Raw genomic sequence first — 24049 nt, forward strand, 5'->3', positions numbered from 1 at the left:
CTCAGTGCTCCTTGACCAGGTCGGCGTAGGCTCCGCCGGCGGCGACGAGGTGTTCGTGACGTCCGCGTTCCACGACCGAGCCGTGGTCCAGGACGACGATCTCGTCGCTGTCGCGCACGGTGCTCAGACGGTGGGCGATGACGACGCAGGCGCAGCCGCGGCGGCGCAGGTTGTCGATGATGACCTGCTCGGTCTCCGCGTCCAGTGCGCTGGTCACCTCGTCGAGCACGAGGATGCTGGGGCGGCGCACCAGGGCCCGCGCGATCTCCAGGCGCTGGCGCTGCCCGCCGGAGAAGTTGCGGCCGTCCTGCTCGACCCGGCCGTGGATGCCGCCGGGCCTGCGGGCCACGACCTCGTACAGGCAGGCGTCCTTGAGGGCGGCGACGACGGCGTCGTCCGGGATGGAGGGGTCCCACAGAGCCACGTTGTCGCGGATGGTGCCCTCGAAGAGGAAGACGTCCTGGTCGACGAAGGACACGGAGGCGGCGAGCGCGCCGCGCGGGATGTCCTCCAGGCGCTGTCCGTCGATGCGGATCGTGCCCTCCCAGGGGCTGTAGAGCCCTGATATCAGCCGGGAGACGGTCGACTTGCCGCTGCCGGAGCCGCCGACGAGCGCGACCTGCCGGCCGGGGCCGACCGTGAGGGAGAAGCCGGTCAGGAGCGGCTTGTCGAGGGGGCTGTAGCCGAAGGTGATGTCGTCGAGCGTGACGTGGCCCTTGAGGCGACGGGTGCTCGCGGCCGGTTCGGGGCGGGAGTAGAGGGTGTCGACGGGGAAGTTCTCGACGTCCTTGAGGCGGGCGACGTCGGCACCGAAGTCCTGGATGCGGCCCGCGACGCCGTTGAGGCGGGTGATCGGCGCGGTGAAGCGGGTGACGAGCGCCTGGAAGGCGACGAGCAGACCGATCGACAGATGCCCCTCCACTGCCCGCAGACCGCCGATCCACAGGATCAGCGCGCTGTTGAGGGTGGCGAGGGTGGGCGCGACGACACCGAGCCAGGCGCTGGGCACGCCGAGGCGCTGCTGCTGCTCCAGGGTGGTGGCGTGCTGGCCCGCCCAGCGCCGGAAGTAGCCGTTCTCGCCGCCGGTGGCCTTCATCGTCTCGATCAACTGCAGGCCGGTGTACGAGGTGTTGGTGAGCTTGGCGCTGTCGGCGCGCAGCTTCTGCGTGCCGGTGGCCCGCAATCGGACGACGACGCGCATCGCGACGATGTTCAGCAGGGCGATGCCGACACCGACGAGGGTGAGCTGGGGATCGTACGTCCACAGCAGGGCCGCGTAGAGGAGTACGACGATGCCGTCGACGCCCGCGGCCGTGAGGTCGCGGGCCAGGGTCTCGGCGACCGCGTCGTTCGACGCGAGCCGTTGGACGAGGTCGGCGGGGCTGCGCTGGGCGTAGAACGTGACGGGCAGGCGCAGCAGGTGGCGTAGGAAGCGGGCGCTGCTGAGCGTGGAGGAGATGATGCGGCCGCGCAGCAGGTTCGCCTGTTGCAGCCAGGTGAGGACGACGGTGAGCGCCACCATCGCGCCCATCGACGCGAACAGCGCACCCAGCAGGGACGTCTGATCGCCGATCAGGAACAGGTCGATGTACGTGCGGCTGAGCGCGGGCAGCGCCGCGCCGACCGCGACGAGCAGCAGGCTGGCGAAGAGCGCGGCGAGCATGGTGCCCGTGGTGCCGCGCAGCCGCGCGGGCAGTGCGCGCATGACGCCCGGCTTGCGGCCTCCGGGGCGAAAGTTCTCGCCCGGTTCGAGGACCAGGACGACGCCGGTGAAGCTGGTGTCGAAGTCCTCTGCGGGGACGAAACGGCGGCCCTTGTCCGGGTCGTTGATGTGCGCGCCGCGTCGGCCGAGACGGCGGCCCATGCCGTCGTAGACGACGTAGTGGTTGAACTCCCAGAAGAGGATCGCGGGCGCCTTCACCTCGGCGAGGGCGGCCGGTTCCATCTGCATGCCCTTGGCCGTGAGGCCGTAACTGCGCGCTGCCTTCAGGAGGTTGCTGGCCCGCGAGCCGTCGCGGGACACGCCGCACGCGATGCGCAGCTCTTCCAGCGGGACGTGCCGTCCGTAGTGGGCGAGGACCATGGCGAGCGCGGCGGCACCGCACTCGACGGCTTCCATCTGCAGGACGGTGGGCGTACGGACGGTCTTCTGCCGCTTGCCCTTGGACGCGGGGCGCGGCGCGGCACGGCGGCGGTTGCGCTGCGGGGGCTCGGGGCGGTGCCTGCGACGGCCGCCGGGGGGCGGCAGTTGCTGCTGGTGTGCCGGGGAGGGGGGCGGTGCGGTCACGGAAGCAGCCAATCGATCGGGCGCTGCTCGGCGAGGTGGAAGGCGCCGTCGGCCAGGGTCATGGAGTCGAGCGCGAAGGGCGGGCCTCCTGCGGACGACCACTGGTAGCCGGATTTGGTGGCCGACGAGCGTGCGAGCGAGACGAGGACGGCCACGGGTGGCCCGTCCTTGGTGAACTGCCCGGCCAGGTCCTTGTCGCCGAGGAACCCGCTGATCTTCTGGTCGCTCTGGGCGGTGCGCCCGATCGCCTTCACCCGGCCGCGCAGCATGCCGTACTCGTCGGTGGGCACGGACTGGACCGTGAGGTCCACCGAGGCGCCGACGGGCACGGTGGCCGCGCTGTCCGCGGGTACGTAGAGCATCGCGAGGAGGGGGTCGTCGTTGCCGGAGACACGCTCGACGGTCGCGACGTCGGCACCGGTGGTGACGACGGTGCCGATCCTGGCGACCAAGGTGGTCACGCGGCCCGCGGCGATGGAGCGTACGACCTTGTCGCCTTGCTCCGTGCGGACTTTGAGCACGGGAGCACCGGCGGCGACCCGCTTCCCCTCTTCGGCGAGGACGCGCGTCACCTGTCCGGTGACGGGGCTCTGCAGGACGTAACTGCCCTGGCCGTGGGTGAGGATGCCGGGTGCACGCAGTGTGGAGGGGATCGAGCCGGTCACGGCCCAGATGCTCGCGGCGGCCATGACGACGACGGTGACGGCGAGCACGAGGAGGCCCTGGGGTCGGGCGTAGCGCACCGGCAGGTCGAGTTCCTCGGGCGACTGCAGCTTGGACAGAGCCTGTTGACGGAACTGCACGGAACGCTTCCCTTACTTTGCCTGTGGCGTCCGTGAGCCCCGGAACCAGTGGTTCCGGGGCTCACGAATCATGGCGTCTCAGTGAGCTGAGGCTCAGAGACCAGCGGTCAGACCGCCGGCGAGGCCCGTGACGGCGCCGGTGTTGAGACCGGTGACACCCTCGACGGTGCCGACGACGCCGCCGACGACGCCCGAGACCGGGGCGATGGAGTCAACGGTGTCCGTGACGTTGCCCGCGACACCGGCGACGAGGCCACCGGAGACGTTGTCGAGGTCGGCGTCGGAAATCTCGAGGGTCTCGACCTGGGGGGTGTAGTTCATGGTGTGAGCTGCCCTTCTCATGAATGTTGCAAAGGTGTTTCCAACACTGCGGAACTTGATGTGCGAATTCCGCGGTGGCCAGGATCAAAGCACGTTCGCAGGTCGTACATCCAATCGACGGAGCGGTGCTCGACAGCGCTCGCGGCATCGAATCACCGCTGCGTGCAGGCATGTTCACCGCGCGGGGGCAGCTCCTTCACAAGATTCACAGAAGGAAATCTCGTGAGCGGAAGGACTCCTTCCACCAAAGCGGACACTCTCGCACCAAAGCGAAAGTTCTATGGTCAATACACAAGCGCCGCACGTGGAGTATTCGCCGAATGGCGTGACTGGGCTGCGCATTCGATGTGCAGGTTTATTGAAGGCGTGCCGAATCGTCGCCGAAGGGGACACCGGGAACCTCAGGCCTCCGCGACCGCGCCGTCCGTCGATGCGCCGGATGCGATTCCGTGGCCGGGCTCGGGCACCGACTCCGGGGCGAGCAGCACCGAGCGGCGGCCGTCGACGCCGACCGGCACGTCGCCGTCGATGGTCACGCGGCGCAGCGTCCGCTCATGGTCGTCGGAGTCGTCGACCCCGTAGTGCTGCGTCGCACGGTTGTCCCAGATGGCGACGTCGCCCGCGCGCCACTGCCAGCGGACCGTGTTCTCCGGCCGCTCCACGTGCGACTGGAGTACGCCGATCAGGGCTCGGGAGTCGGCGGCCCTGAACCCGCTGAGCTTCTGCAGGAAGTTGCCCAGGATCAGCGTGCGTTCGCCGGTCTCGGGGTGGACGCGGACCACGGGGTGCTCGGTCCGGAACGTGACCGCGGTGAACACCTTCCGGTGCTGTTCGAGCGCCGCTGAGGAGGCGCCGGGGCGGGTGGCCGCGTAGTCGTAGTCATTGGTGTGCACGCCGCGCACGCTGTCGGCGAGGACGCGCAGCGGCTCGGGCAGGTCCTTGTACGCGGCGGCGGTGTTGGACCACAGGGTGTTGCCGCCGTACGGCGGGATGACCTCGGCGCGGAGGATGGAGAACGCCGGGTAGGCGGGCACGAACGTGACGTCGGTGTGCCACTGGTTGGCACGGCCTCCGCGGTCGTTGTCGATGCCGAGGGCATAACGGCCGTCCACGGACGGCACGGTGGGGTGGGCGACGGGGGTGCCGAGCAGCCGGGCGAAGGCCTCGTGGCTCTCCGCGTCGAGGTGCCGCTGGTCGCGGAAGAAGACGACCTTGTGCTCGAGGAGCGCGGCGCGCACGGCGGCCACCGTGGCCTCGTCCAGGTCACCGCCGAGGCGGACACCGGATATCACCGCGCCGATGCGGCCGCCCACTTTCTGGACGGTGGGGGACGCCGGGGCGCTGGGGGTCTCTACTGCGGGTGCGGTCGTCGTCATGGGTCGGGATCCCTTCGATGGGGCGAGCGTTGGATGTACTCGGAGCGGAAGCCACCGGGCAGCGGCGCGGAAGCGGAAGCGGCACAGCAGCGGCTTCGGCAGCGACCGAGAGGGGGAGGCGGCGGTCAGGCCACGCGCGGACGACACGCCGCGGAGGCGAGGCGGCCCAGGTCTACGTGGAGCCGCGGGACGAGAGGGGTCATCGCGGTCATGTCCAGGAGCATGTGCGCCCGCCGGAAGGAGGGTCAAGGAATCCCCCGCCCGCTTCACGACCCTGCAACGGGCCCGACATCGCAGACGTAAGTGGCCCTTGTCCTCCCCGGGATCAGGGGCGATGCGGGCCATACGGGGCGGTGCAGCATAATGCGGCCATGCGGATCTCAGCCAGGGCGGACTACGCGGTACGTGCCGCGCTGCAACTCGCCGCGTGCCAGGACAACGGGCCGCTGAAGGCCGAGGCCATCGCGGAGGCCCAGGAGATCCCGCACAAGTTCCTCGAAGGCATCCTCAACGACATGCGGCGCGGCGGTCTCGTCCTCAGCCAGCGCGGCGGCAACGGCGGCTACCGCCTGGCCCGGCCCGCCGACCGCATCAGCATCGCGGACGTCATCCGTGTCGTGGAGGGCCCTCTGGTGTCGGTGCGCGGGGTACGCCCCCCGGAGCTGGCCTACAGCGGGCCCGCGGAATCCCTGCTGCCGCTGTGGATCGCGGTGCGGGCGAACGTCCGCCAGATCCTCGACGGTGTGTCCCTCGCCGATGTCGCGGGCGCCGAGCTGCCCACCACGGTCACGGATCTCGCCGCGGATCCCGCGGCCTGGACGAACCCTTAGGGACGACGCCCCGGGCAAGAGCCGGTCGGGTGAGGTCGAGGGCCAGCCGGTTTCCCCAGTCGTTGGTGAAGACGGCGGTCGCTCCTTCGTGGCGCACGCCCACGAACGGGTTGGAGTGGAACATGACGAGGACCCATCTAAAGGAGCGGTCGGCGTCGAGACGGGCGAGGTACCCGATGTTGCCCATGCCGCTGCCCCCGCCGGACACCCGTCCCGCTCCGTCCGGCAGCGGGCTCTCGAAGGCGGGGTACGCCTCGGTGACGCCGTCCTCCTCGATGGCCTCGGCCACGTCGAGCGGCTCTCCGAGACGGAAGGGGATCGGCTGCCCGGCGTCCGGGTGGTAGGCCCCGGGGCCGTCCACGTGGACCTCCACGCCGGTGTCGTCCGACCGGTAGAGCCCGTCACGGAAGGGCATCTCCCCGGCCGCCCACAGCCGCTCGACCAGTCCCACACCTCTTCCCGCCCCCACCTCGGGACCTAGCGCCGGTTGCGCGGGTGGTTGCGGGCCGTGCGCTCATTGCCGTGCTTGTACGCACCCGTCCAGCGGGCCATCACCAGCTGGGCATCGCCGGACGCGACCTCGGCGAGGAACTTGTCGGCGCGCGCACCGCGCAGGGTGCCGGCCGCGCGCCCGTGGTGGGTGATCGTCACGCTGGCGTCGGGATGTTGCTCGTAGGTGAAGCCGGAGGGTCTTGGCATGCTCGGATGCTAGGTATCCCGGACGTGGTTCCGTAACTGAATTTCGGTGCGCCGAGGGGCGATCGGCAGCAGGGGCCGCCATCGGAACGGCCATCTCGATCCCACCTTGCGAGACACCGCGGTCCGCCCCTTGAACACCCCCTTGTCGCGGCGTCAGTTCACATTCACTATTCCTATCAATCAGGTAGGGAAACTAGGAATCTGTGAGGCGTCCCCGTGACAACGCTGATCCCCTCCGCCTCGCCACGCGTCGTCCGGGAACTCGCCGACGATCTCGCCGTCGACGCGGACCTGCGCGACCGGGCGGGCAAGCCTCCGGTCGACGAGGTCTCGCGGCTGCGCGAGGCGGGACTGCCGGCGCTCCTGACCCCGTACGGCCTGGGCAGCCAGGACGGACAGGACGGGCAGGACGGCCGGGGCAGCGACTGGCGCACGGCGTGTACCGCGGTCAGGGACATCGCGGCGGCGGACAGCTCCATCGCCGAACTCCTCGCACACCACCACTCCCTGTCGTGGAGTCCGCGCCTCTTCGGCACCCCCGAGGCCGCCGCCGCGCTCGAACTGCGTGCCGTAGGCGAGCAGTGGCTCTGGGGCGGCGACATCGAGCTGCCGGACGCGCAGACGGGCAGCGACCTCGCGCTCACCCCGGCCGGCGACGGATACGTCCTGCATGGCAGCCGCCCCCTGACCGCGGGCGTCGCCGTCGCCGACCGGTTCGTCCATACCGTGCGGCGCACGGACAACGGCGAATGGGTGGTCGTCCACGTGGACCCGGCCCACCCCGGCGTGCGCGCCGAACCGGCACACGACCTGCTCGGGCAGCGCCTGAGCGGTGCGGGCGGCGTCAGTTACGACGACGTACCGGTGGCGGCGCACCAGGTGCTCGGCACGGTCCCCGTGGACGAGCACGAGATCTCACCGTTCACCGCGCTCGCCCCGCTGACCCGCCGCCTCCTGCTCGTCCAGGTCGGTCTGGGCAACGCGGAGGGCGCGCTGGCCGAGGCACGCGACATCAGCCGCGCCTTGCCGCGCCCCGCCCTGACGGCGGCTCTCGTCACCGGCGGAGACTGCGGGCCGCCGCCCACGGACCCCTATCTGCTGCTCGCCTACGGAGAGTTGGCGACGGCCGCGCACAGCGCGGCCGCGGTGGTGGACCGCGCGACGGACGCGCTGGCCAGAGGCCTGGAGACGGGCCCCGCGCTCGGCGCCGGCGAGCGCGCCGACATCGCGTTCCTCGTGGGCGCGGCCGAAGCGGTCACCACCCAGTCCGCCCTGCACATCACCACCCGCGTCCTCGAACTCACCGCCGACGTGCCCGCCCCTTCGGCCGACCCGGGCCTCGACCGGTTCTGGCGCAACGCCCGTGCCCTGACGGCCCACAGCTCGGCCGCGCACCGCCTCCGCGACATCGGGGAGCACTACCTCAACGGCCTGCACTAGCCGTCGCCCCCCCTTCCCGCCCAGCCAGTACGATCTTCGGATACTGGGACCCGTACAGCTCGACACCCTGTGGCCGTCCCGCTCCGTACCCGCAAGGCCGAGAGGGAAGCACCGTGCACACCGGCAGCTACTACGAGCCCATCGACGAGCACCGCTACAAGCCCACGCTCCACGCGGGTGGCGCCTGGGACGTCGACGAACAGCACTTCAGCCCGCTCGGCGGCCTCATCGTCCACGCCATCGACCGGTACGTGGCCGCGCGGCCCGACAGCGGACTGGTCCTGTCCCGGATCAGCTTCGACATCCTCGGACGGCTCGCCCTCGACGAGTGCGAGATCCGGGTGGAGACCATCCGGCCGGGCCGCACCATCGAACTGGTCGAGGCCGTCGTGCTCATGGCCGGCCGTCCGGTGGTCCGGGCGCGTGCCTGGCTGCTCGCCTCCGGCGACACCAGCGCCGTCGCGGGCGGCGGCGCCGACAAGCTCACGCATCCCGAGGATCTTGCGCCCTGGCACATGGCGTCCGTATGGCCGGGCGGGTACATCGCCTCCGTGGACGTACGCCCCGTCGGACCGCCGCAGCCGGGCCGTACGACGGCTTGGATCTCCACCGGTCTCGACCTCGTCGCCGGGCGGACCGCGAGCCCCCTCGCGTCGTTCATCGCGCTCGTGGACACCGCCAACGGCATCGCCGTTCGCCAGCCGCCCACCACCTGGATGTTCCCCAACGTCGACCTCACCGTCCACCTCCACCGCCAGCCGGAAGGCCGCTGGACGGGACTCGACACCACGGTCACCTTCGGCCCGACCGGCCAGGGCATCACGAGCACCGTCCTGCACGACATCTCGGGCCCGGTCGGCCACGCGGAGCAGATCCTCACCGTCCGTCCCCTGTAGGCCACTTGGCATCCGAGGCGCCCGATCACGTGAAGCGGCGGATCAACCGCTCCTTGGCCGCCGTGAAGGGCGGATAGACGGCCCGCACGGTGTCGGGCCGCAGCGGCTTGTCCAGGACGGCCTTCGTGTGGCTGAAGGTCTCGATCGAGTACTGGCCGTGGTAGCTGCCGGTGCCGCTCTCCCCCACGCCGCCGAAGGGCAGCCCGGGCAGGGTGAGATGGGCGTTGGGGAGCCCGAAGCCCACGGCGCCCGACGATGTTTCCGTGAGCAGTCGCCGCCGGGTCTCCCGGTGGGGCGTGAAGGCGTAGAGGGCGAGCGGCTTGGCGCGGGCGTTGACGAACGCGACGGCGGTGTCCAGGTCGGGCAGGGACAGGACCGGCAGGATGGGGCCGAAGATCTCCTCGGCCATCACGGGGGCGTCCGGGTCGACGTCGGCGAGCACGGTGGGCGCGAGATAGCGGGTGGCCCGGTCGTGCTCGCCGCCGATCACCGGGCGGCCGTCGCCGAGCAGGGCGGTGAGCCGGTCGAAGTGGCGGTCGTTGATGATGCGGCCGTAGTCGGGGCTGCGGGCGGGGTCGGTCCCGTACATGGACGTGATCGCGTCGGCGAGGTGGTCGGCCAGCGGGCCTGCCGTGCCGCCGATGGCCAGGACGTGGTCGGGGGCGGTGCAGCTCTGCCCCGCGTTGAGGAACTTGCCCCAGACGATCCGTCGCGCGGCGGCGGCCAGATCGGTGCCCGGCTCGACCAACACCGGGCACTTTCCGCCCAGTTCCAGGGTGACGGGGGTGAGGTGGCGGGCGGCGGCCGTCATGACGATGCGGCCCACCGTGCCGTTGCCGGTGTAGAGGATGTGGTCGAAGCGCTGTTCCAGGAGGTCCGTGGTCCGTTCCGCGGCGCCCTCGACGACCGCGACGGCGTCCGGGTCCAGATGGCGGGGCAGCAGACGGGCCAGCACGGCGGAGGTCGCCGGAGCCAGTTCGCTCGGCTTGAGCACGGCGCAGTTCCCCGCGGCGAGGGCGCCCACCAGAGGGGCGAGCCCGAGCATCACCGGGTAGTTCCATGGGCTGATGACGAGGACCACGCCGAGCGGTTCGCGCACCGTCCGGGCACGGGCCGGGAGCAGCGTGAGGGGCACCGGGACGCGGCGCGGGCGCAGCCAGCGCTCCAGGTGGCGCAGCGTGTGGTCGATCTCGTTGACGACGAATCCCAGCTCCGATGTGTGCGTCTCCACCGGGCTCTTGCCCAGGTCGAGGGCGAGCGCCTCGGTGAGCGCGGGCGCCTGTTCGGTCAACAGGGCGCGCAGCGCGCGCAGTTGCCGTCGGCGCCAGGCCGTCGGCCGCGTCCGGCCCGTGGCGAACGTCGCGCGCAGCCGGGCGACGGTCCCCGCGGCGCCGCCGGCCGGTTCGCCCGCCCCGCTCGCGCCCGGCTCCCGCACCCCGTCGGTGAGCAGTACCTGCTCCATGGCGTCTCCTCCCCACAAGCGCAACGGTGCGTTGCGTTTCGCCGACCGTAGCCTCTCAACCTCCCTTACGCAACGCACCGTTGCGTTGCGTTAGACTCCGCACCATGACGACGAACGACCGTCCGCAGGCCACCCGGGGCGGCGGCCCGCGGCGCAAGCAGCAGATCTTCGACGCCACCTTGAAGGCCCTCGCGCGCGACGGCTTCGAGTCGATGACGATCGAGGGCATCGCGGAGGAGTCCGGCGTCAACAAGACGACGATCTACCGCTGGTGGCCCTCCAAGTCCGCGCTCGTGGGGGCCGCCCTCATCGACGCGCCGCTCATGGACCTACCGATGGCCGACACCGGGCATCTCCGCGGCGACCTGGAGCACCTCGTCGACGGCCTCGTCCGACTGCTGACCACGCAGCCGTCGGGTGCCGTCGCCCGGTCCGTGCTGGGAGCGGCCGTGGGCGATCCCGGGCTCGCCACCTACATCCAGGGCTTCTTCGCCGACCGCCTCACACGCGAGCAGTCGCTGATCGACCGCGCCGTCGCGCGCGGCGAACTGCCGCCCGGCACCGACACAATGCTCCTCATGGACCTGCTCGCCGGCGCGGTCTGGTTGCGCGTCGTCTTCCGCCGCCGGCCGCTGGACGACGACTTCGCCCGCCGCACCGTCGCCGCCGTGCTCGACGGCGTACGCACGCCCTGAGATCCACCGTCCTGAGATCCACCGTCCCGGGATCCACCGTCCCGGGATCCACCGTCCCGGGATCCACCCATTCGCGCAGCATGTCGTGTCCACGACATCGTCACACAGTCGACCCACAACGTTCATACAGCGACGTGCCCACCCGTGCCACTCTCCCGTTGGCCCACTTGTCAACTCGCGTAGAACGCGGGTCCTGTTGAAGGGATCCGCGGTGCGTGAGCCTCCGGGAGAGGACACCCCCACATGCCCGTCCCTCATATACGTCGCTGGAAACCGCTGGCCATGACCGCCGCCGCGGTCCTCGTCGGGATCACCGTCCCGGCCGCCGCCGACGCCGCGACCACGGCCCCCACGCCGACCGCGGCAGCCGCCGGCGCCTATGACGACACGTACTACAAGGACGCGCTCGGCAAGACAGGTCCGGAGCTGAAGAGCGCCCTGCACACGATCATCAGCGACCAGACCAAGCTGTCGTACGACCAGGTCTGGGACGCGCTGAAGACCACCGACGCGGACCCTGACAACGGCAGCAACGTGATTCTGCTCTACACCGGCCGTTCACAGAGCAAGGACAGCAACGGCGGCGACCCGGACCAGTGGAACCGTGAGCACGTGTGGGCCAAGTCCCACGGCGACTTCGGCACCGCGACCGGCCCGGGCACCGACATCCACCACCTGCGCCCGGCGGATGTGTCCGTCAACAGCACGCGCGGCAACAAGGACTTCGACAACGGCGGCAGCGAGGTCGGCGAGGCGCCGGGCAACTTCACCGACGCCGACTCCTTCGAGCCCCGTGACGCCGTCAAGGGCGACGTCGCCCGCATGATCCTCTACATGGCCGTGCGCTATGACGGCGAGGACGGCTTCGCCGACCTGGAGCCCAACGACAAGGTCGACAACGGCAGCGCCCCCGCCATCGGACGGCTGTCCGTACTGAAGCAGTGGAGCGACGAGGACCCGCCGGACACGTTCGAGAAGAACCGCAACCAGGTCATCTTCGACAAGTTCCAGCACAACCGGAACCCGTTCATCGACCACCCCGAGTGGGTCGGAGCTATCTGGTAGGTCGCAGTCGTCGCTGGTTGTGGCAGCTGCCCTGGGGCGCCGCCACAACCAGCGACTGAGGCACCGTCAGGACACCACGTCACCCAGCGGCTTGCCCTCCAGGTGGCCGGCCACGTTCTGGATCGCGGCGAGGCCGATGCGGACGAGGGTCTCGCGCGTGACGCCCGCGACATGCGGGGACAGCACCACGTTCGGCGCCTTGAGCAGGCGCAGGGCGGCGGTGGGCGGTTCGGGGTCGAAGACGTCGATGCCCGCTCCGGCCAGCGTGCCTGCCGTGAGGGCGTCGGCGAGGGCATCCTGGTCGATGAGCGCGCCGCGTGAGGTGTTGACGACGAAGGCCGTCGGCTTCAGGAGGGCCAGGCGTTCGGCGTCCAGGAGATGGCGGGTGTCCGGCGTCAGCGGGGCGTGCAGGCTGACGTAGTCGGACGTACGGAGCAGTTCGTCGAGTTCGACGTGCCGCGCCCCGCCGAGGCCGGCCTCCATCTCGGCGCTCACCGGCCTCGGTCCCGCGTAGACGATGCTCATGTCGAACACGACCGCCCGGCGGGCGACTTCCTCGCCGATGTGGCCGAGTCCGACGATGCCGAGCGTCTTTCCGGAGAGCTCCGTGATGGACTGCTGGAGGCGGGGCAGCGCCCAGTCGGCCTCGGTGAGAGCGGTGTGCGCCGGGATCAGCTGCTTGGCGAGGGCCAGCATCAGGGCGAAGGTCTGCTCGGCGACGTTCTGCTTCTCGGCCCCGCTGGAGCCGATCGAACAGACGAAGATCCCGCGGGCGCGGGCGGCGTCCACGTCGACGTAGTCGAAGCCGTGGCTCGCGCACTGGACGACTTCCAGGTCGGGCGCCGCCGCGATGTGTTCGGCCGTGACCGGGGCGAGGGCGGTGATGATGACGTGTGCCGCGCGCAGGGCCGCGGGGTCCTCGTCGGCCGACTCGACGACGGTGACATGCGCCGTCGCGGGCAGCAGCCCGGCGAGGGCGCCTCCCGCGGCGCGGCCGCCCATGTGGGGCGAGACGATGGCGAGGACGTTCTTCACGGCGGTCATGCGATCTCCTCGATCAGGTCGTCAGGGGTGAGGGTGGCCGGCCCGGCGTGCCCGGACAGGGCCAGGGTGAGGTCGAGCTCGGCGAGCAGACAGCGGATCACGTGGTCGACGCCTGCCTGGCCGTCGAGGCCGAGCCCATAGGCGTACGGCCGTCCGACGAGCACGGCCTCGGCGCCGAGGGCGAGTGCCTTGAAGATGTCGTCGCCGGTGCGGATCCCGCTGTCGAACAGGACGGAGAGCCGGTCGCCGACCGCCTCCACCACGCGGGGCAGCGCGTCGGCCGCCGCGACGGAACCCGCGACCTGCCGGCCGCCGTGGTTGGAGACCACCACTCCGTCCATGCCCGCGTCGGCGGCGCGGCGGGCGTCGTCCGGGTGCAGGATCCCCTTGAGCACGATCGGACCGTCCCAGTTCTCGCGCAGGAACGCCAGGTCCGGCCAGGTCTTCGCGGGGTCGGCGAACATCCCGACGAAGTGCATCACGGCCGCGTTCGGGTCCTCGTGCACCGGTTTGGCGAGACCTGCCCGGAACGCCGGGTCGCTGAAGTAGTTGGCGGTCCCCACGCCGTGCAGGAAGGGCAGGTACGCCTGGTCGAGGTCGCGCGGCCGCCAGGCGAGGAGCGGTGTGTCGAGCGTGACCACCAGGGCCGTGAAGCCCGAGGCCTTCGCCCGGTCGAGGAAGCTCTTGGTGACGTCGCGGTCCTTGGCCCAGTACAGCTGGAACCACCGCTGTGCGTCCCCCATCTCCTCGGCGACCTGCTCCATGGGGGTGCTGGAGGCCGAGGACAGGATGTACGGGACGCCGCGGGCCGCTGCCGCACGGGCCGCGGCGGACTCGCCCTCCGGGTGCATGATCGACAGGACGCCGACCGGGGCGAGGGCGAGCGGCGCGGGCAGCCGGTGGCCGAGCACCTCCACGGACAGATCGCGCTCCTGTACGTCGCGCAGCACGCGGGGCACGATCCGGCGCCGTTCCAGGGACTCGCGGTTGGCGCGGGCGGTGCTGCCGTTGCCCGCGCTTCCGGAGACATAGCCGACCGGTCCCGGGCCGAGGCGCTGCTCGGTCAGCTCCTCCAGGCGGGTCAGGTCGGTGGGCAGTCGGGGTACGGCGCCCGTCATGCCGTTGAGATAGATCTCGTACTGGAAGTCCGCCCAGTTCGGCTTCGTCATGTGGTGGGTCCCGTCCGGTGTCCGTGAGACTGCCTGAGGCTGCGTGCTAGGGCGCGGGAGTGCAGAGGGCCTGAGAGGGCCTGAGAGGGCACAGCCCACCCGACGATCCTTGCCACAGTGACAAGCCCCGTCCATGGTCGTACGCACCCTTTTCCGATGGGACTATCACCTTGTGACAAACAAGCGGGAGCGTGTCCGGCAGGAACTCCTGGCCGACCCCCACCTCGTCGAGGCGGTCGTCGACGCGGTGCACGAACAGGTTCCGGCGTATACGGCGCTGGACGGAAGCAGGTTCCCGGAGGTGCGGGCCATCGCGGCGTGGGCGACGGACCGCCTCCTGGACCACTGGGTCACGGGCGGGGCGATCGGCCCCGGGGATCTGCGGCGCTTCCGCGGGATCGCGGCGGCGCGGGCGGCGGACGGCCGCCCCCTGCAGGCCGTGCTCCGCGCCTACCGGGTCGCCGCCGCGGTGCTCGCGGACGAGGTCGCCGCCCGCGCCCCGCACCTGTCCGCGCAGGATGCCTTCGCCCTCACACAGCTGCTGCTCACCGCCATGGACACCATCTCCGAGGAGATGACGACGGCGTACGCGGCCACCAGTGAGCGCCTCACGGGTGACCGCGACCGATCACTCCAACTGCTGCTCGACGACCTGATCGCCGGCCGGCACGCGTCGTTGGGCGCGCTCGGCGCCAGGGCATCCCGCCTGGGCGTTCAACTACCCGAGCGTTACTGCCTGTTGGTTGCGGAGCCGGTGGACACCAGGGCCCTGGACAGCGGCACGTCCGACATCTCGCTGACCACGTCCACCGCCCTGCTCACGGCCCTCGGTGGCGGCGGGGCGCCGGGAACGTCCCCGGCGACGACCTCCCTGGCGACGACCCACGGTTCGCGCGCCGTCCTGCTCCTGCCCGCCGGCTCCGCCGACGCCGCGCCGGACGTCCTGCGCAGGCACGCCTGGCGCGGCTGCGTGATCTCGGGCGAGAGCCTGGACCGCGTCGCGGTCGCCCACCGGCTCGCCGCGGGCTCCCTGGACGCCGCTCCCCCGCACGCCCATCACCCCGACCGGGTCCTCACCGACGCCGACGCACACGTCCTTGCCCTGCTCGCGGGCCACCCCGTGGTGAGCCCCGACCAGATCGGCCGCCTCGTCCTCGGCCACCTCGTCGACGGCGCCCAGCGCCACCTCCTGGAAGCCCTCACCGCGTACATCGACACCGGCTCCGCCAACGCCGCGGCCCGCGAACTCCACCTCCACCCGCAGTCCGTGCGCTACCGCCTCCGCCGCGTCCGGGACATCACGTCCCGCGACCCCCAGGACCCCTGGCAGCGCCTCACCCTGGACATCGCCCGCACGATCGTGCTCGGGGGCCGGGGCGGGCAGGGGCCCGCCCGATGACGACGAGGGCAGGCGTACGGCCTCGCCTCCCCCGATGCGCGGTCTCCCCTCCCCGGCGCACGATCGCGGCCCAACGCCCCCGCGCACAGACCTGGTTCACCTATCCAGATGCAGCCACGATCCCAGTCACCCGGCCACCCTCGACCGCACAACCCAGCAGCCCAGACCCCCGTAGCGGCCCTCTCACCTGGGGCGCAACTGCTGGCCCATCGCCTGACGCGGGCTCCCGCAACCGTCCGCCGGGCGGCCCTTCGCCCGGCGGACGGTCCCGTCACCTGCGCCGCCACTCCTCGGCGAGCAGCTCGTAGGAACGCACCCGGTCGGCGTGGCCGTGGGTGATCGTGGTGATGAGCAACTCGTCGGCCCCGGTGGCTTCCTGGAGCTGTTCCAGGAGGTCCGCGACGCGTGCCGGGGAGCCGGTGAACTGGGTTTCCGTGCGGTCCTCGACGAGCGCCCGGTCCGCGTCGGTCCAGGTATGCTCGCGTGCCTCGGCCGGCGTGGGGTACTGGATGGCGCCCTCGGCCGTGCGAATGCTGCGGACCCACGGGCCGTAGCCAGCGGCGAGTTCGCGGGCGGTCTCGTCGTCCTCGGCGACGACGACGTCGGCGGAGACGCTGACATAGGGCTTGTCGAGTATGTCGGAGGGCTCGAACGCGGCACGGTAGCCCTCCGCGGCCTCCAGGACCGTGCCCGGACTGACGTGGTAGTTCGCGGCGAAGGGCAGGCCATTGCGGCCCGCGACGTCCGCGCTCTGGCCGCCGCTGCTGCCCAGGATCCACACCTGGATGTCGGCGCCCTCACCGGGGACGACATGCGCCTCGATGCCGTCAGCGGACCGGTACGTCCCCGCGAGCAGCGCGAGGATGTCGTCGACCTGCTCCCCGTAGTCCTGCGCCTGCGCGTGCGGCTGCTGGAGCAGCTTGCGCTGGAGGGCGACGCGGGGCGAACCCAGCAGATGCTCGTAGGAGAAACGCGGCGGGATCCGCAGCCCGTTGGGCGCGTGACCGTCGACGACGGGGGTCACGGTCGGCGGCGCGGCGGGGGGCGTACCGGGTGGTTTGCCGCCGGAGCGGCCGAGTCCCAGGTCGAGGCGTCCGGGATGCAGGGCGTCGATCAGGCCGAACTCCTCGACCGTGGAGAGCGCGGTGCGGTGACCGAGCTGTACGGCGCCGGCCCCGAGCCGGATCGTGGAGGTCGCGGCGGCGGTCAGGGCGAGGACGACCGCGGGTGAGGTTCCTGCCACGCCCGGGTTGAGGTGGTGCTCGGCGAACCAGTAGCGGGCGTAGCCGAATCGCTCGGTCTGCCGGGCCAGATCGATGGAGTTGTGGAGCGCTTCGGCCGCGGTGGAGCCGGACGAGACCGGGACCAGGTCAAGGACGCCGAGAGGGATGGCTGGCATGTGTGTGGTCCTCCTCAGCGACCGGCCGACGCGGGCACGGACGTAGGTGCGGGATCGGGCGTGGGGACGGATACGGGCTCGGGGATGCTCGGCGTGGCGTCGGGGTGGGCCAGGCCCAGGTGGTCGCGCAGGGTGGTGCCCTCGTACTCCGTACGGAAGACGCCGCGCTCCTGGAGCAGCGGGACCACGGTGTCGGCGAAGGCGTCGAGGCCGCCGGGGGTGATGTGCGGGACGAGGATGAACCCGTCGGACGCGTCGGCCTGGACGAAGGAGTTGATCGCCTCGGCGACGGTGGCCGGGGAGCCGACGAAGGACTGCCGGTTGCCGGTCTCGATGACGAGGTCGCGGATGGACCACTTGTTCGCGGCCGCGAGCTCGCGCCACTCCCGGGCGGTGGCCAGCGGGTCACGGTACATCCGCACTTGGGCCCGGCCGCGCGCGACGGTGTGCTCGCCGAGGTCCGGGTCGATGTCGGGCAGCGGACCCTCCGGGTCGTACGCGGAGAGGTCGCGGTTCCAGACGAACTCCAGGTGCTTGATCGCCGTGGCGCCGCTGACCTGCTTGCGCCGCACCTCCCGGGAGAGTTCCTCCGCCTCGGCGTCCGTGTCGCCGAGGACGAAGGTCGCGGCGGGCAGGATGAGCAACTGGTCGTGGGTGCGGCCGTGACGGGCCAGGCGTCCCTTGACGTCCGTGTAGAACGCCTGCCCCTCTTCGAGGGTGCTGTACCGGCTGAAGATCGCGTCAGCGCCCTCGGCGGCGAACTCCCGCCCCTCCTCCGAGTCGCCCGCCTGGAAGATGACCGGGCGCCCCTGGGGACTGCGCGGGACGTTGAACTGCCCCTGGATGTCGAAGTGCCGGCCCTGGTGCACGAAGGCGCCCACCTTGGCGTCATTCAGGAAGGTGCCGGTCTCCTGGTCGGCGAGGATCTCGTCCCCGCGCCAGGAGTCGAAGAGCTCGTGTGCCGTGGTGAGGAATTCCTTCGCCCTGGAGTACCGCTCCTCCTGCGGGAGGAATCCGCCGCGACGGAAGTTCTCGCCGGTGAAGGCGTCCCATGAGGTCACGACGTTCCAGGCGGCGCGGCCGTCCGAGAGGTGGTCGAGACTGGCGAACTGGCGGGCCACCTCATAGGGCTCGTTGAAGGTGGAGTTGATGGTGCCGGTAAGGCCGAGGTGCTCGGTGACGGCGGCGAGCGCGGTGAGGACGGCGAAGGTGTCGGGCCGTCCGACGACGTCCAAGTCGTAGATCTGGCCGCCCTGTTCGCGCAGCCGCAGTCCCTCGGCGAGGAACAGGAAGTCGAATTTGGCGCGCTCGGCGGTGCGTGCGAAGTGCGCGAAGGAGCTGAACTCGATGTGGCTTCCGGCTTCGGGGTCGCTCCACACGGTGGTGTTGTTGACGCCCGGGAAATGCGCCGCGAGGTGGATCTGCTTGAGCGGCTTGTCCGGTGACGTTGACTTGCTCATGTCGGTGGTCCTTTCCCGCTCAGGCGGTGGCGGCGTAGCGGCTCGCGGGGCGGGCGAGGCCCAGCAGACCGCGCAGGGTGTCGGCCTCGTACGCGCGGCGGAAGACGCCGCGGCGCTGGAGTTCGGGCACCAGGCCCCGGGTGATCGCCGGGAGGTCGTGGCCGACGACGGCGGGGCGCAGCCGGAAACCGGTGAGCCCGGCCTGCGCCAACTCTGCGAGCAGATCGGCCAGTTGAGCGGGCGTGCCCGTGAAGATGCGCGCGTCGCTGGTGTACGGCTGCCCGGCGAGGGAATCCAGCCGTTCCCGGCGGGCCGCGGCGGCGGCCGGGGCGTCGTCGAGGAACACCACCAGGTCGCCGAAGAGGTGCAGGGGCTCGTCGCCGCGTCCGGCCGCGTCCTGTTCGGCGCGGACCGCCGTGACGATGGCGTGTGCGTGCCCGGCGTCGCGCGGGGTGACGTATCCGAGGTCCGCGGAGCGGCCGAGGAGGCGGAACGGTGCGTCGGTCGGGCCCTCGTGGGCGAGCGCGCTGACGAGGGGCCGGCCCTGCGGCGGCCGGGGTGTGATCGAGGGACCCTTGACGCTGAAGTGCTTTCCCTCGAAGTCGATGTAGTGCAGCTTGTCGCGGTCGATGAAGCGGCCGGTGGCGACGTCCCGGATCTCCGCGTCGTCCTCCCAGCTGTCCCAGAGGCGGCGCACGGCTTCGGCGTAGTCGGCCGCCTCGTCGAAGAGGTCGGCGGTCAACTCCCGTACCTCCGGCCTGCCGAGATCCTCGACGTCCTCGAAGGCGGGCAGCGTGCGGCGTCCGAAGTGCGCGGCCTCGTTGCGGCGCGCCGAGACCTGCACGCGTACGCCCGCACGGCCCGTGCTCACGTAGTCGAGCGTGGCGATCGCCTTGGATATGTGGAAGGGCTCGGTGTGGGTGGCCACCACTGTCGGCACCAGACCGATGTGGCTGGTCAGCGGCGCGACGCGGGCGGCGATGAGGACGGCGTCGAGCCGTCCGCGGACCTGATCGGTGCGTCCGTCGGGCTCGGTGAAGTGGGAGGACTGGAGTCCGAGCCCGTCCTCGATCGTCACGAAGTCGAGCAGACCGCGCTCGGCCTCGGTGACCAGATCGGCCCAGTACCGGGCGGTGAACAACTCCCCTGGCCGGGCGACCGGTTCGCGCCAGGCGGCCGGGTGCCAGCCCGCGCCGTCGAGCGCGACGGCGAGGTGCAGCGCGGCCGGAGGAGCGGAGTCAGCGGAAAAGGGCAGGGCGGATGAAGGTGAAGGTGATGACGACACGGAGGAGTGCCTTCCTGATCGACCGTACGAGAACACCGGCCCCTCGGCTCCGAGGGTGCGGCGGCGGGGTGACGGGTCAGGAACGACAGAGCGCGCCGGCGACACGCTGCAGGTCGATGTGCGGCCGGGAGTACAGATGCACCTGGCGGCTGGGGGCGATCACCAGGACGCGCGGCGCGGGAACGGGCGGCGCGGGCGCAGGCACGGGCGGCACCAGTGGCATGTGCGTCACCTCCGCCCTTCCGGCTCGGCGGGCCCGGAGCCCGGCCTGTCTCGCGCTTGCGGAACCCTGGCCGGGAACCGCCTGGTCCTCACCTGGAGCACCCCGCCGCGAGGGAGGGTTGCCGGTCAGCAAGCCAGGGCTTGACGCTGACACTCGTAACCTTCTCGGACGTTACGTGAGGTCGTAGCCGTGCGCAATGCCCGTGGATCATGGCCGGGCTCACATCGCCGTACGTGTCTCTGCGTGGGACTCCGTCAGGGTCAACCGGCGGGCCACGCCTTCTGTTCCGCTGCCGTCCGGGGAGTTCCAGGGAGATCCGTGGGGGTCGGGGAGTTCCACAGGCCTTCTTGACGGCGGGGGAACCCCGGACCCAGACTTCCGGGGACGGTCTCGAGCGGGTCCCCGAGCGGGCCATCGGCTCCGGGTGCAACTCCGGGTACAACGGGCCTCGAAAGCAGGGCTGGTGAACATGTCCAGGGCGGTCGCCGCGAGGAACAGCACCCCGCGATCCCCCCTGTCCGCACCCAGACCCCGCCCCCACGTCCTGACCAGGCGGCTGCACATCGACCTGCTGCGCGTGTGCAGCGCCTCGGCTCCAGCCGTCTGACGTCACCGCGGAAGAGCCGGTCGCCCACCCGGAAGGCAAGGGCTCGCGTCATCGCTCCGGCTCTCCGCGATCATCCGCGGCCCTCTGCTGCCCCGCCCCCTCTCCCCCCGCTCTCTCCCCCGCCGTCCCGCCGGCGCCGAGCGCCGCGGGCGCCCCCTCACCTGTCTGGAGAGCCATGCCCGAGACCACGTCGCACCGCCCGCTGATCCGCAGCCGCATCGGAGCCGATCTCGCGGGCGGCTTCTACCCGGCGCCCCACCGCTATCACCTGTACCTCTCGGCCGGATGTACGGGCTCCCTGCGCGTCTCGATCACCCTCGACCTGCTCGGGCTCAGGAACGCGGTCACCACGACGCTCCTGACACCGGACACCACCACGGCGGCCCACGCCGACCTACACCGCCACTACGAGGCCACCGAGCACCACTTCGACGGTCCGCCGACCGTTCCCGCACTGTGCGACCGATGGAGCGGGCACGTCGTCAGCAATCACACCCCCGACATCCTGCGCGACCTGACCTGCCGCTTCACCGCACACGCCGGCGGCCCGCTGCCCCGGCTGCGCCCACCGGCCCTCGCGGCACGGATCGACGCCTGGCACGAGCAGCTCGCGGGCCCCCTCACCCCCGCGACGCTGGACCAACTCGACCGCCGACTGGCCTGCCACGCCTACCTGGTGGGCGAGGAACTCACCGCGGCGGACGTGGACTTGTGGGCGCGGCTCGTCCACCGGACCCCGGACGCGGCCGAGGCCATTGATGCCCGCCCCGACGTGCAGGCCTACGTACGCCGCCTGCGCGACCACCCGGCCTTCTACGCCAACCACCCTCACCCCGTTGGACCGGAGCGGCGGCAGAGCCCGCCCGAGTGCGGCACGAAATCCGTTTCCCCGGCAGAGAGGCCCTGTGCCAGGGTCACCCGGTGACCGATTCCCGACACACGCTGCTCCGCGGGCAGTTCGACCTGACCTGGTCACTCTTCGAGTACCACCTGGAGCGGCTCGAACCCGAGGACTTCCTGTGGGAGCCCGCCCCGCTCTGCTGGACGATGCGGCCCGACGGCGACGGAGGGTGGGTGGCGGACTTCGCGGAGACCGAACCCGACCCCGTCCCTGTTCCGACGATCGCCTGGATCAGCTGGCACATCGGCTGGTGGTGGAGCGTGACGATCGACCACGCGCGGGGGCAACCGCCGCGGGAGCGGACCGAGATCACCTGGCCAGGTGGCGGCAAGGCAGCGGTCGAGTGGCTGCGTGACCTGCGTACGGACTGGCTGGCGGTGCTCGACCGGCTCGACGACGCCGCCCTGGACGCCACCGCGCCGTTTCCCTGGCAGTACGACTCCGGGCACACCGTGGCCGACATGCTCGCCTGGGTGAACTCCGAGCTGATGAAGAACGCCGCCGAGATCGGCCAACTCCGCCTGCTGCGCGTCGCGCGCCGGCTGGACCGGTGAGCGGGCGGGCGGCGCGGAAACAGATCGGGGCGGCCACGGCGCAGTGCCGCGACCGCCCCTGGGGAGATCAGGTCACCAGATCCTGACGCGCTCCGCCGGGTCAAGCCAGAGCCCGTCGCCCTCCGCCGTCCCGAACGCCTCATGGAACTCGTCGAGGTTTCGGACGATGTTGGCCCGGAACTCCGGCGGCGAGTGCGGGTCGATGGTGAGGTACTGCTGCTCCTGCTCCTTGCGGCGCTTGGTGCGCCAGCAGTAGGCCCAGTTCATGAAGAGCCGCTGGGAGCCGGTCGTGCCGTCGCTCTCCGGCATCGGGGCGCCGTCGAGCGCGATCTTGTACGCCGTGTGCCCGATGGTCAGCCCGCCCAGGTCGCCGATGTTCTCGCCGACCGTGAGCGAGCCGTTGACGAACTCGCCGGGGAGGTTGCGGGGCGAGAACGCGTCGTACTGCTTGACCAGTGCCTTCGACTTCGCCTCGAACGCCGTCTTGTCGGCCGCGGTCCACCAGTCGTTGAGGTTGCCCGCGCCGTCGTACTGCGCGCCCTGGTCGTCGAAGCCGTGGCCGATCTCGTGGCCGATGACCGAGCCGATGCCGCCGTAGTTCTCCGCGGGGTCGGCGTCGGGCGAGAAGAACGGCTTCTGCAGGATGCCCGCGGGGAAGCAGATCTCGTTGGTGCCCGGGTTGTAGTACGCGTTGACCGTCTGCGGCAGCATGAACCACTCGTCGCGGTCGACCGGCGCACCGATCTTGGCGAGCTGCCGGTCGGACTCGAAGGCGGCTGCCGCGTGCGCGTTGCCGAGCAGGTCGTCGTCGGAGACCTGGAGCGCCGAGTAGTCGCGGAACGTGTCCGGGTAGCCGATCTTGGGACGGAACGTGGCGAGCTTCTCGTACGCACGCTCCTTCGTCTCGTCCGTCATCCAGTCCAGACGGGCGATCGACTGGCGGTAGGCCTCGAGGAGGTTGCCGACGAGGTCGTCCATCATCGCCTTGGAGCTCGGCGGGAAGTGCCGTGCCACGTACTCCTTGCCGACGGCCTCACCGATGGAGCCCTCGACGAAGGCGACCGCCCGCTTCCACCGGGCGCGCAGCTCCGGGGTGCCGTTGAGGGTGCGGCCGTAGAACTCGAAGTTGTTCCGGACGAAGGGGTCCGTGAGGTAAGGCGCGCTGGAGCGCAGCACCCGGACGAGCGTCCAGTCCCGCCACTGCTCGATCGGCACCTCGTCGAGGACCGCGGACAGGTGACGGAAGTAGGACGGCTGGCGGACGCACGTCTCGGCGATCGTGGCGTCCGAGCCGCCGAGCCCCTCGGCGAAGGCGCGCCAGTCGAAGTGCGGCGCCAGGGTGATCAGTTCGTGCAGGGTGGTGAGGTTGTACGTCTTCTGGACGTCACGCGTCTCGGCCCGCTCCCAGTGGCCGGCGGCGAGCCGCGTCTCCAGGGCGAGGACCGTCTGCGCGGCCTCGGCGGGCGAGGCGTGCTGCCCCAGCGTGAGCAGCTCGGTGAGGTGGGCGAGGTACTTCTCGCGGATCTCGGCGAACTTCTCCTCGCGGTAGTACGACTCGTCGGGCAGGCCGAGCCCGCCCTGGAGGATGTTGAAGAGGTAGCGGTCGGAGTCCCGGTCGTCCGAGTCGATGTACGAGCCGAAGAGACCGGAGCCGCCGATCCGCTCGAAGCGGCCGAGGAACGCCGCGAGCTCGCGGGTGTCCCGGAGCCCCGCGACCTCGTCGATCAGGGGCTGTACCGGGGCGAGCCCGCGGGCGGCGATCGTCTCCTCGTCCATGAAGGAGGCGTACAGCGTGGCGATCTTGCGGGCGTCATCCGGGACCGCACCGGACGTCGCGGCCGACGCCAGCTCCTGGATGATCGCCTTCACTTGTTCCTCGGCCGTGTCGACCAGCTGCACAAAGGGGCCCCAGCTGGAGCGATCCTCGGGGATCGGCTCGTGCTCCAGCCAGTGACCGTTGACGTGGCCGAACAGGTCGTCCTGCGGCCGGATCTCGGGGTTCATGCCCGTGCGGGCGTCATCCAGCATGCTCATTCACGCACCCTACGCGGACAGCGTGGCCGAACACGATCGGCTTGCGACCGCCGATCGCGCCCCGGCCGGTCCCCGCCGTCCTCAGCCGCCGACGCACTCC

At 71.2% G+C, this 24049-nt stretch carries 23 protein-coding genes and 1 riboswitch; of the genes, 8 read left to right on the plus strand and 15 right to left on the minus strand.

Features of this window, described 5'->3' with window-relative positions; all coding sequences use genetic code 11:
• Position 1: 1 nt before the first annotated feature.
• The 5 genes from OG302_RS05320 to OG302_RS05340 all read right to left on the minus strand — a co-directional run bounded on the left by OG302_RS05320 (position 2) and on the right by OG302_RS05340 (position 5011).
• Positions 2–2287 (minus strand): NHLP family bacteriocin export ABC transporter peptidase/permease/ATPase subunit, encoded by a 2286-nt coding sequence (locus OG302_RS05320; protein WP_371525651.1) that lies wholly within the window; start codon positions 2285–2287, stop codon positions 2–4.
• Entirely contained in the window at positions 2284–3090 is an 807-nt protein-coding gene (locus OG302_RS05325; RefSeq protein ID WP_371525652.1) for an HlyD family efflux transporter periplasmic adaptor subunit, read from the minus strand. Before OG302_RS05325 ends, OG302_RS05320 begins: the two co-directional genes overlap by 4 nt.
• 93 nt (positions 3091–3183) lie before the next feature.
• Positions 3184–3411, minus strand: a complete 228-nt coding sequence (locus OG302_RS05330) for a type A2 lantipeptide (protein WP_361040187.1) — start codon at positions 3409–3411, stop codon at positions 3184–3186.
• A gap of 401 nt (positions 3412–3812) precedes the next feature.
• Positions 3813–4787: a TauD/TfdA dioxygenase family protein gene (locus OG302_RS05335; RefSeq protein ID WP_371525653.1), complete on the minus strand. Its 975-nt coding sequence runs from the start codon at positions 4785–4787 to the stop codon at positions 3813–3815.
• A 125-nt stretch (positions 4788–4912) separates the two neighbouring features.
• Positions 4913–5011 carry a putative leader peptide gene (locus OG302_RS05340; RefSeq protein ID WP_371525654.1) on the minus strand — a complete coding sequence of 33 codons (99 nt, stop codon included), beginning with the start codon at positions 5009–5011 and terminating at the stop codon, positions 4913–4915.
• 147 nt (positions 5012–5158) lie between these two features.
• Between OG302_RS05340 and OG302_RS05345 the strand changes: the two genes are divergently transcribed.
• Complete coding sequence (locus OG302_RS05345; protein ID WP_371525655.1) at positions 5159–5617, plus strand: Rrf2 family transcriptional regulator; 459 nt, start codon at positions 5159–5161, stop codon at positions 5615–5617.
• Here the strand turns inward: OG302_RS05345 and OG302_RS05350 are convergent.
• Together OG302_RS05350 and OG302_RS05355 are read right to left on the minus strand one after the other, a co-directional pair.
• Positions 5574–6068 (minus strand): hypothetical protein, encoded by a 495-nt coding sequence (locus OG302_RS05350; RefSeq protein ID WP_371525656.1) that lies wholly within the window; start codon positions 6066–6068, stop codon positions 5574–5576. The two genes, OG302_RS05345 and OG302_RS05350, sit on opposite strands and share 44 nt — an antisense overlap.
• A gap of 26 nt (positions 6069–6094) precedes the next feature.
• Positions 6095–6316, minus strand: a complete 222-nt coding sequence (locus OG302_RS05355) for a hypothetical protein (protein ID WP_371525657.1) — start codon at positions 6314–6316, stop codon at positions 6095–6097.
• Between the two features lie 216 nt (positions 6317–6532).
• Between OG302_RS05355 and OG302_RS05360 the strand changes: the two genes are divergently transcribed.
• Together OG302_RS05360 and OG302_RS05365 are read left to right on the plus strand one after the other, a co-directional pair.
• Positions 6533–7756: an acyl-CoA dehydrogenase gene (locus tag OG302_RS05360; protein ID WP_371525658.1), complete on the plus strand. Its 1224-nt coding sequence runs from the start codon at positions 6533–6535 to the stop codon at positions 7754–7756.
• 113 nt (positions 7757–7869) lie between these two features.
• Positions 7870–8652 carry a thioesterase family protein gene (locus OG302_RS05365; RefSeq protein ID WP_371525659.1) on the plus strand — a complete coding sequence of 261 codons (783 nt, stop codon included), beginning with the start codon at positions 7870–7872 and terminating at the stop codon, positions 8650–8652.
• Between the two features lie 25 nt (positions 8653–8677).
• Here OG302_RS05365 and OG302_RS05370 read toward each other — a convergent pair whose 3' ends face one another.
• The gene (locus tag OG302_RS05370; protein ID WP_371525660.1) at positions 8678–10114 is read right to left on the minus strand and encodes an aldehyde dehydrogenase family protein; all 1437 of its coding nucleotides are present in this window, start codon (positions 10112–10114) and stop codon (positions 8678–8680) included.
• Positions 10115–10218: 104 nt separating this feature from the next.
• On the opposite strand from OG302_RS05370, the gene OG302_RS05375 reads away from it, so the two are divergent.
• Together OG302_RS05375 and OG302_RS05380 are read left to right on the plus strand one after the other, a co-directional pair.
• On the plus strand, positions 10219–10809 hold the full coding sequence (locus tag OG302_RS05375; protein WP_371525661.1) for a TetR/AcrR family transcriptional regulator: 591 nt from the start codon (positions 10219–10221) through the stop codon (positions 10807–10809).
• A gap of 243 nt (positions 10810–11052) precedes the next feature.
• Positions 11053–11874 (plus strand): endonuclease I family protein, encoded by an 822-nt coding sequence (locus tag OG302_RS05380; protein ID WP_371525662.1) that lies wholly within the window; start codon positions 11053–11055, stop codon positions 11872–11874.
• Between the two features lie 66 nt (positions 11875–11940).
• On the opposite strand, the gene OG302_RS05385 is transcribed toward OG302_RS05380, so the two are convergent.
• Together OG302_RS05385 and OG302_RS05390 are read right to left on the minus strand one after the other, a co-directional pair.
• Positions 11941–12918 (minus strand): 2-hydroxyacid dehydrogenase, encoded by a 978-nt coding sequence (locus OG302_RS05385; protein WP_371525663.1) that lies wholly within the window; start codon positions 12916–12918, stop codon positions 11941–11943.
• Positions 12915–14087 (minus strand): lactate 2-monooxygenase, encoded by a 1173-nt coding sequence (locus OG302_RS05390; RefSeq protein WP_371525664.1) that lies wholly within the window; start codon positions 14085–14087, stop codon positions 12915–12917. Before OG302_RS05390 ends, OG302_RS05385 begins: the two co-directional genes overlap by 4 nt.
• A gap of 172 nt (positions 14088–14259) precedes the next feature.
• On the opposite strand from OG302_RS05390, the gene OG302_RS05395 reads away from it, so the two are divergent.
• Positions 14260–15486 carry a PucR family transcriptional regulator gene (locus OG302_RS05395; protein ID WP_371525665.1) on the plus strand — a complete coding sequence of 409 codons (1227 nt, stop codon included), beginning with the start codon at positions 14260–14262 and terminating at the stop codon, positions 15484–15486.
• Between the two features lie 271 nt (positions 15487–15757).
• Here OG302_RS05395 and OG302_RS05400 read toward each other — a convergent pair whose 3' ends face one another.
• From OG302_RS05400 to OG302_RS05415, 4 genes are all read right to left on the minus strand, one after another.
• Complete coding sequence (locus OG302_RS05400; protein ID WP_371525666.1) at positions 15758–16885, minus strand: LLM class flavin-dependent oxidoreductase; 1128 nt, start codon at positions 16883–16885, stop codon at positions 15758–15760.
• 14 nt (positions 16886–16899) lie between these two features.
• Positions 16900–18345 carry an NtaA/DmoA family FMN-dependent monooxygenase gene (locus OG302_RS05405; protein WP_371525667.1) on the minus strand — a complete coding sequence of 482 codons (1446 nt, stop codon included), beginning with the start codon at positions 18343–18345 and terminating at the stop codon, positions 16900–16902.
• A 19-nt stretch (positions 18346–18364) separates the two neighbouring features.
• The gene (locus OG302_RS05410; protein WP_371525668.1) at positions 18365–19630 is read right to left on the minus strand and encodes an LLM class flavin-dependent oxidoreductase; all 1266 of its coding nucleotides are present in this window, start codon (positions 19628–19630) and stop codon (positions 18365–18367) included.
• Between the two features lie 76 nt (positions 19631–19706).
• On the minus strand, positions 19707–19853 hold the full coding sequence (locus OG302_RS05415) for a putative leader peptide (protein ID WP_371525669.1): 147 nt from the start codon (positions 19851–19853) through the stop codon (positions 19707–19709).
• Between the two features lie 47 nt (positions 19854–19900).
• Positions 19901–20014, minus strand: a riboswitch (SAM riboswitch).
• Between the two features lie 621 nt (positions 20015–20635).
• On the opposite strand from OG302_RS05415, the gene OG302_RS05420 reads away from it, so the two are divergent.
• Together OG302_RS05420 and OG302_RS05425 are read left to right on the plus strand one after the other, a co-directional pair.
• Positions 20636–21385 (plus strand): glutathione S-transferase family protein, encoded by a 750-nt coding sequence (locus OG302_RS05420; protein WP_371525670.1) that lies wholly within the window; start codon positions 20636–20638, stop codon positions 21383–21385.
• A complete protein-coding gene (locus tag OG302_RS05425) occupies positions 21382–21915 on the plus strand; it encodes a DinB family protein (protein ID WP_371525671.1) in 534 nt (177 codons plus the stop codon). The genes OG302_RS05420 and OG302_RS05425 overlap by 4 nt, the downstream gene beginning before the upstream one ends.
• 72 nt (positions 21916–21987) lie before the next feature.
• Here the strand turns inward: OG302_RS05425 and OG302_RS05430 are convergent, their stop codons facing one another.
• Positions 21988–23949 carry a M13 family metallopeptidase gene (locus OG302_RS05430; RefSeq protein ID WP_371525672.1) on the minus strand — a complete coding sequence of 654 codons (1962 nt, stop codon included), beginning with the start codon at positions 23947–23949 and terminating at the stop codon, positions 21988–21990.
• Positions 23950–24049: the final 100 nt, after the last annotated feature.

This window comes from Streptomyces sp. NBC_01283 (genome assembly GCF_041435335.1).
In the GTDB taxonomy this organism is placed as follows: domain Bacteria; phylum Actinomycetota; class Actinomycetes; order Streptomycetales; family Streptomycetaceae; genus Streptomyces.

Bases quoted from the DNA above. Each gene is read 5' to 3' on its own strand.
- OG302_RS05330 (WP_361040187.1), bottom strand. From the start codon at position 3,411: ATGAACTACACCCCCCAGGTCGAGACCCTCGAGATTTCCGACGCCGAC.
- OG302_RS05380 (WP_371525662.1), top strand. From the start codon at position 11,053: ATGCCCGTCCCTCATATACGTCGCTGGAAACCGCTGGCCATGACCGCC.
- OG302_RS05375 (WP_371525661.1), top strand. From the start codon at position 10,219: ATGACGACGAACGACCGTCCGCAGGCCACCCGGGGCGGCGGCCCGCGG.
- OG302_RS05420 (WP_371525670.1), top strand. From the start codon at position 20,636: ATGCCCGAGACCACGTCGCACCGCCCGCTGATCCGCAGCCGCATCGGA.
- OG302_RS05340 (WP_371525654.1), bottom strand. From the start codon at position 5,011: ATGCTCCTGGACATGACCGCGATGACCCCTCTCGTCCCGCGGCTCCAC.
- OG302_RS05370 (WP_371525660.1), bottom strand. From the start codon at position 10,114: ATGGAGCAGGTACTGCTCACCGACGGGGTGCGGGAGCCGGGCGCGAGC.
- OG302_RS05405 (WP_371525667.1), bottom strand. From the start codon at position 18,345: ATGAGCAAGTCAACGTCACCGGACAAGCCGCTCAAGCAGATCCACCTC.
- OG302_RS05335 (WP_371525653.1), bottom strand. From the start codon at position 4,787: ATGACGACGACCGCACCCGCAGTAGAGACCCCCAGCGCCCCGGCGTCC.
- OG302_RS05415 (WP_371525669.1), bottom strand. From the start codon at position 19,853: ATGCCACTGGTGCCGCCCGTGCCTGCGCCCGCGCCGCCCGTTCCCGCG.
- OG302_RS05390 (WP_371525664.1), bottom strand. From the start codon at position 14,087: ATGACGAAGCCGAACTGGGCGGACTTCCAGTACGAGATCTATCTCAAC.
- OG302_RS05400 (WP_371525666.1), bottom strand. From the start codon at position 16,885: ATGCCAGCCATCCCTCTCGGCGTCCTTGACCTGGTCCCGGTCTCGTCC.
- OG302_RS05345 (WP_371525655.1), top strand. From the start codon at position 5,159: ATGCGGATCTCAGCCAGGGCGGACTACGCGGTACGTGCCGCGCTGCAA.
- OG302_RS05430 (WP_371525672.1), bottom strand. From the start codon at position 23,949: ATGAGCATGCTGGATGACGCCCGCACGGGCATGAACCCCGAGATCCGG.
- OG302_RS05385 (WP_371525663.1), bottom strand. From the start codon at position 12,918: ATGACCGCCGTGAAGAACGTCCTCGCCATCGTCTCGCCCCACATGGGC.
- OG302_RS05355 (WP_371525657.1), bottom strand. From the start codon at position 6,316: ATGCCAAGACCCTCCGGCTTCACCTACGAGCAACATCCCGACGCCAGC.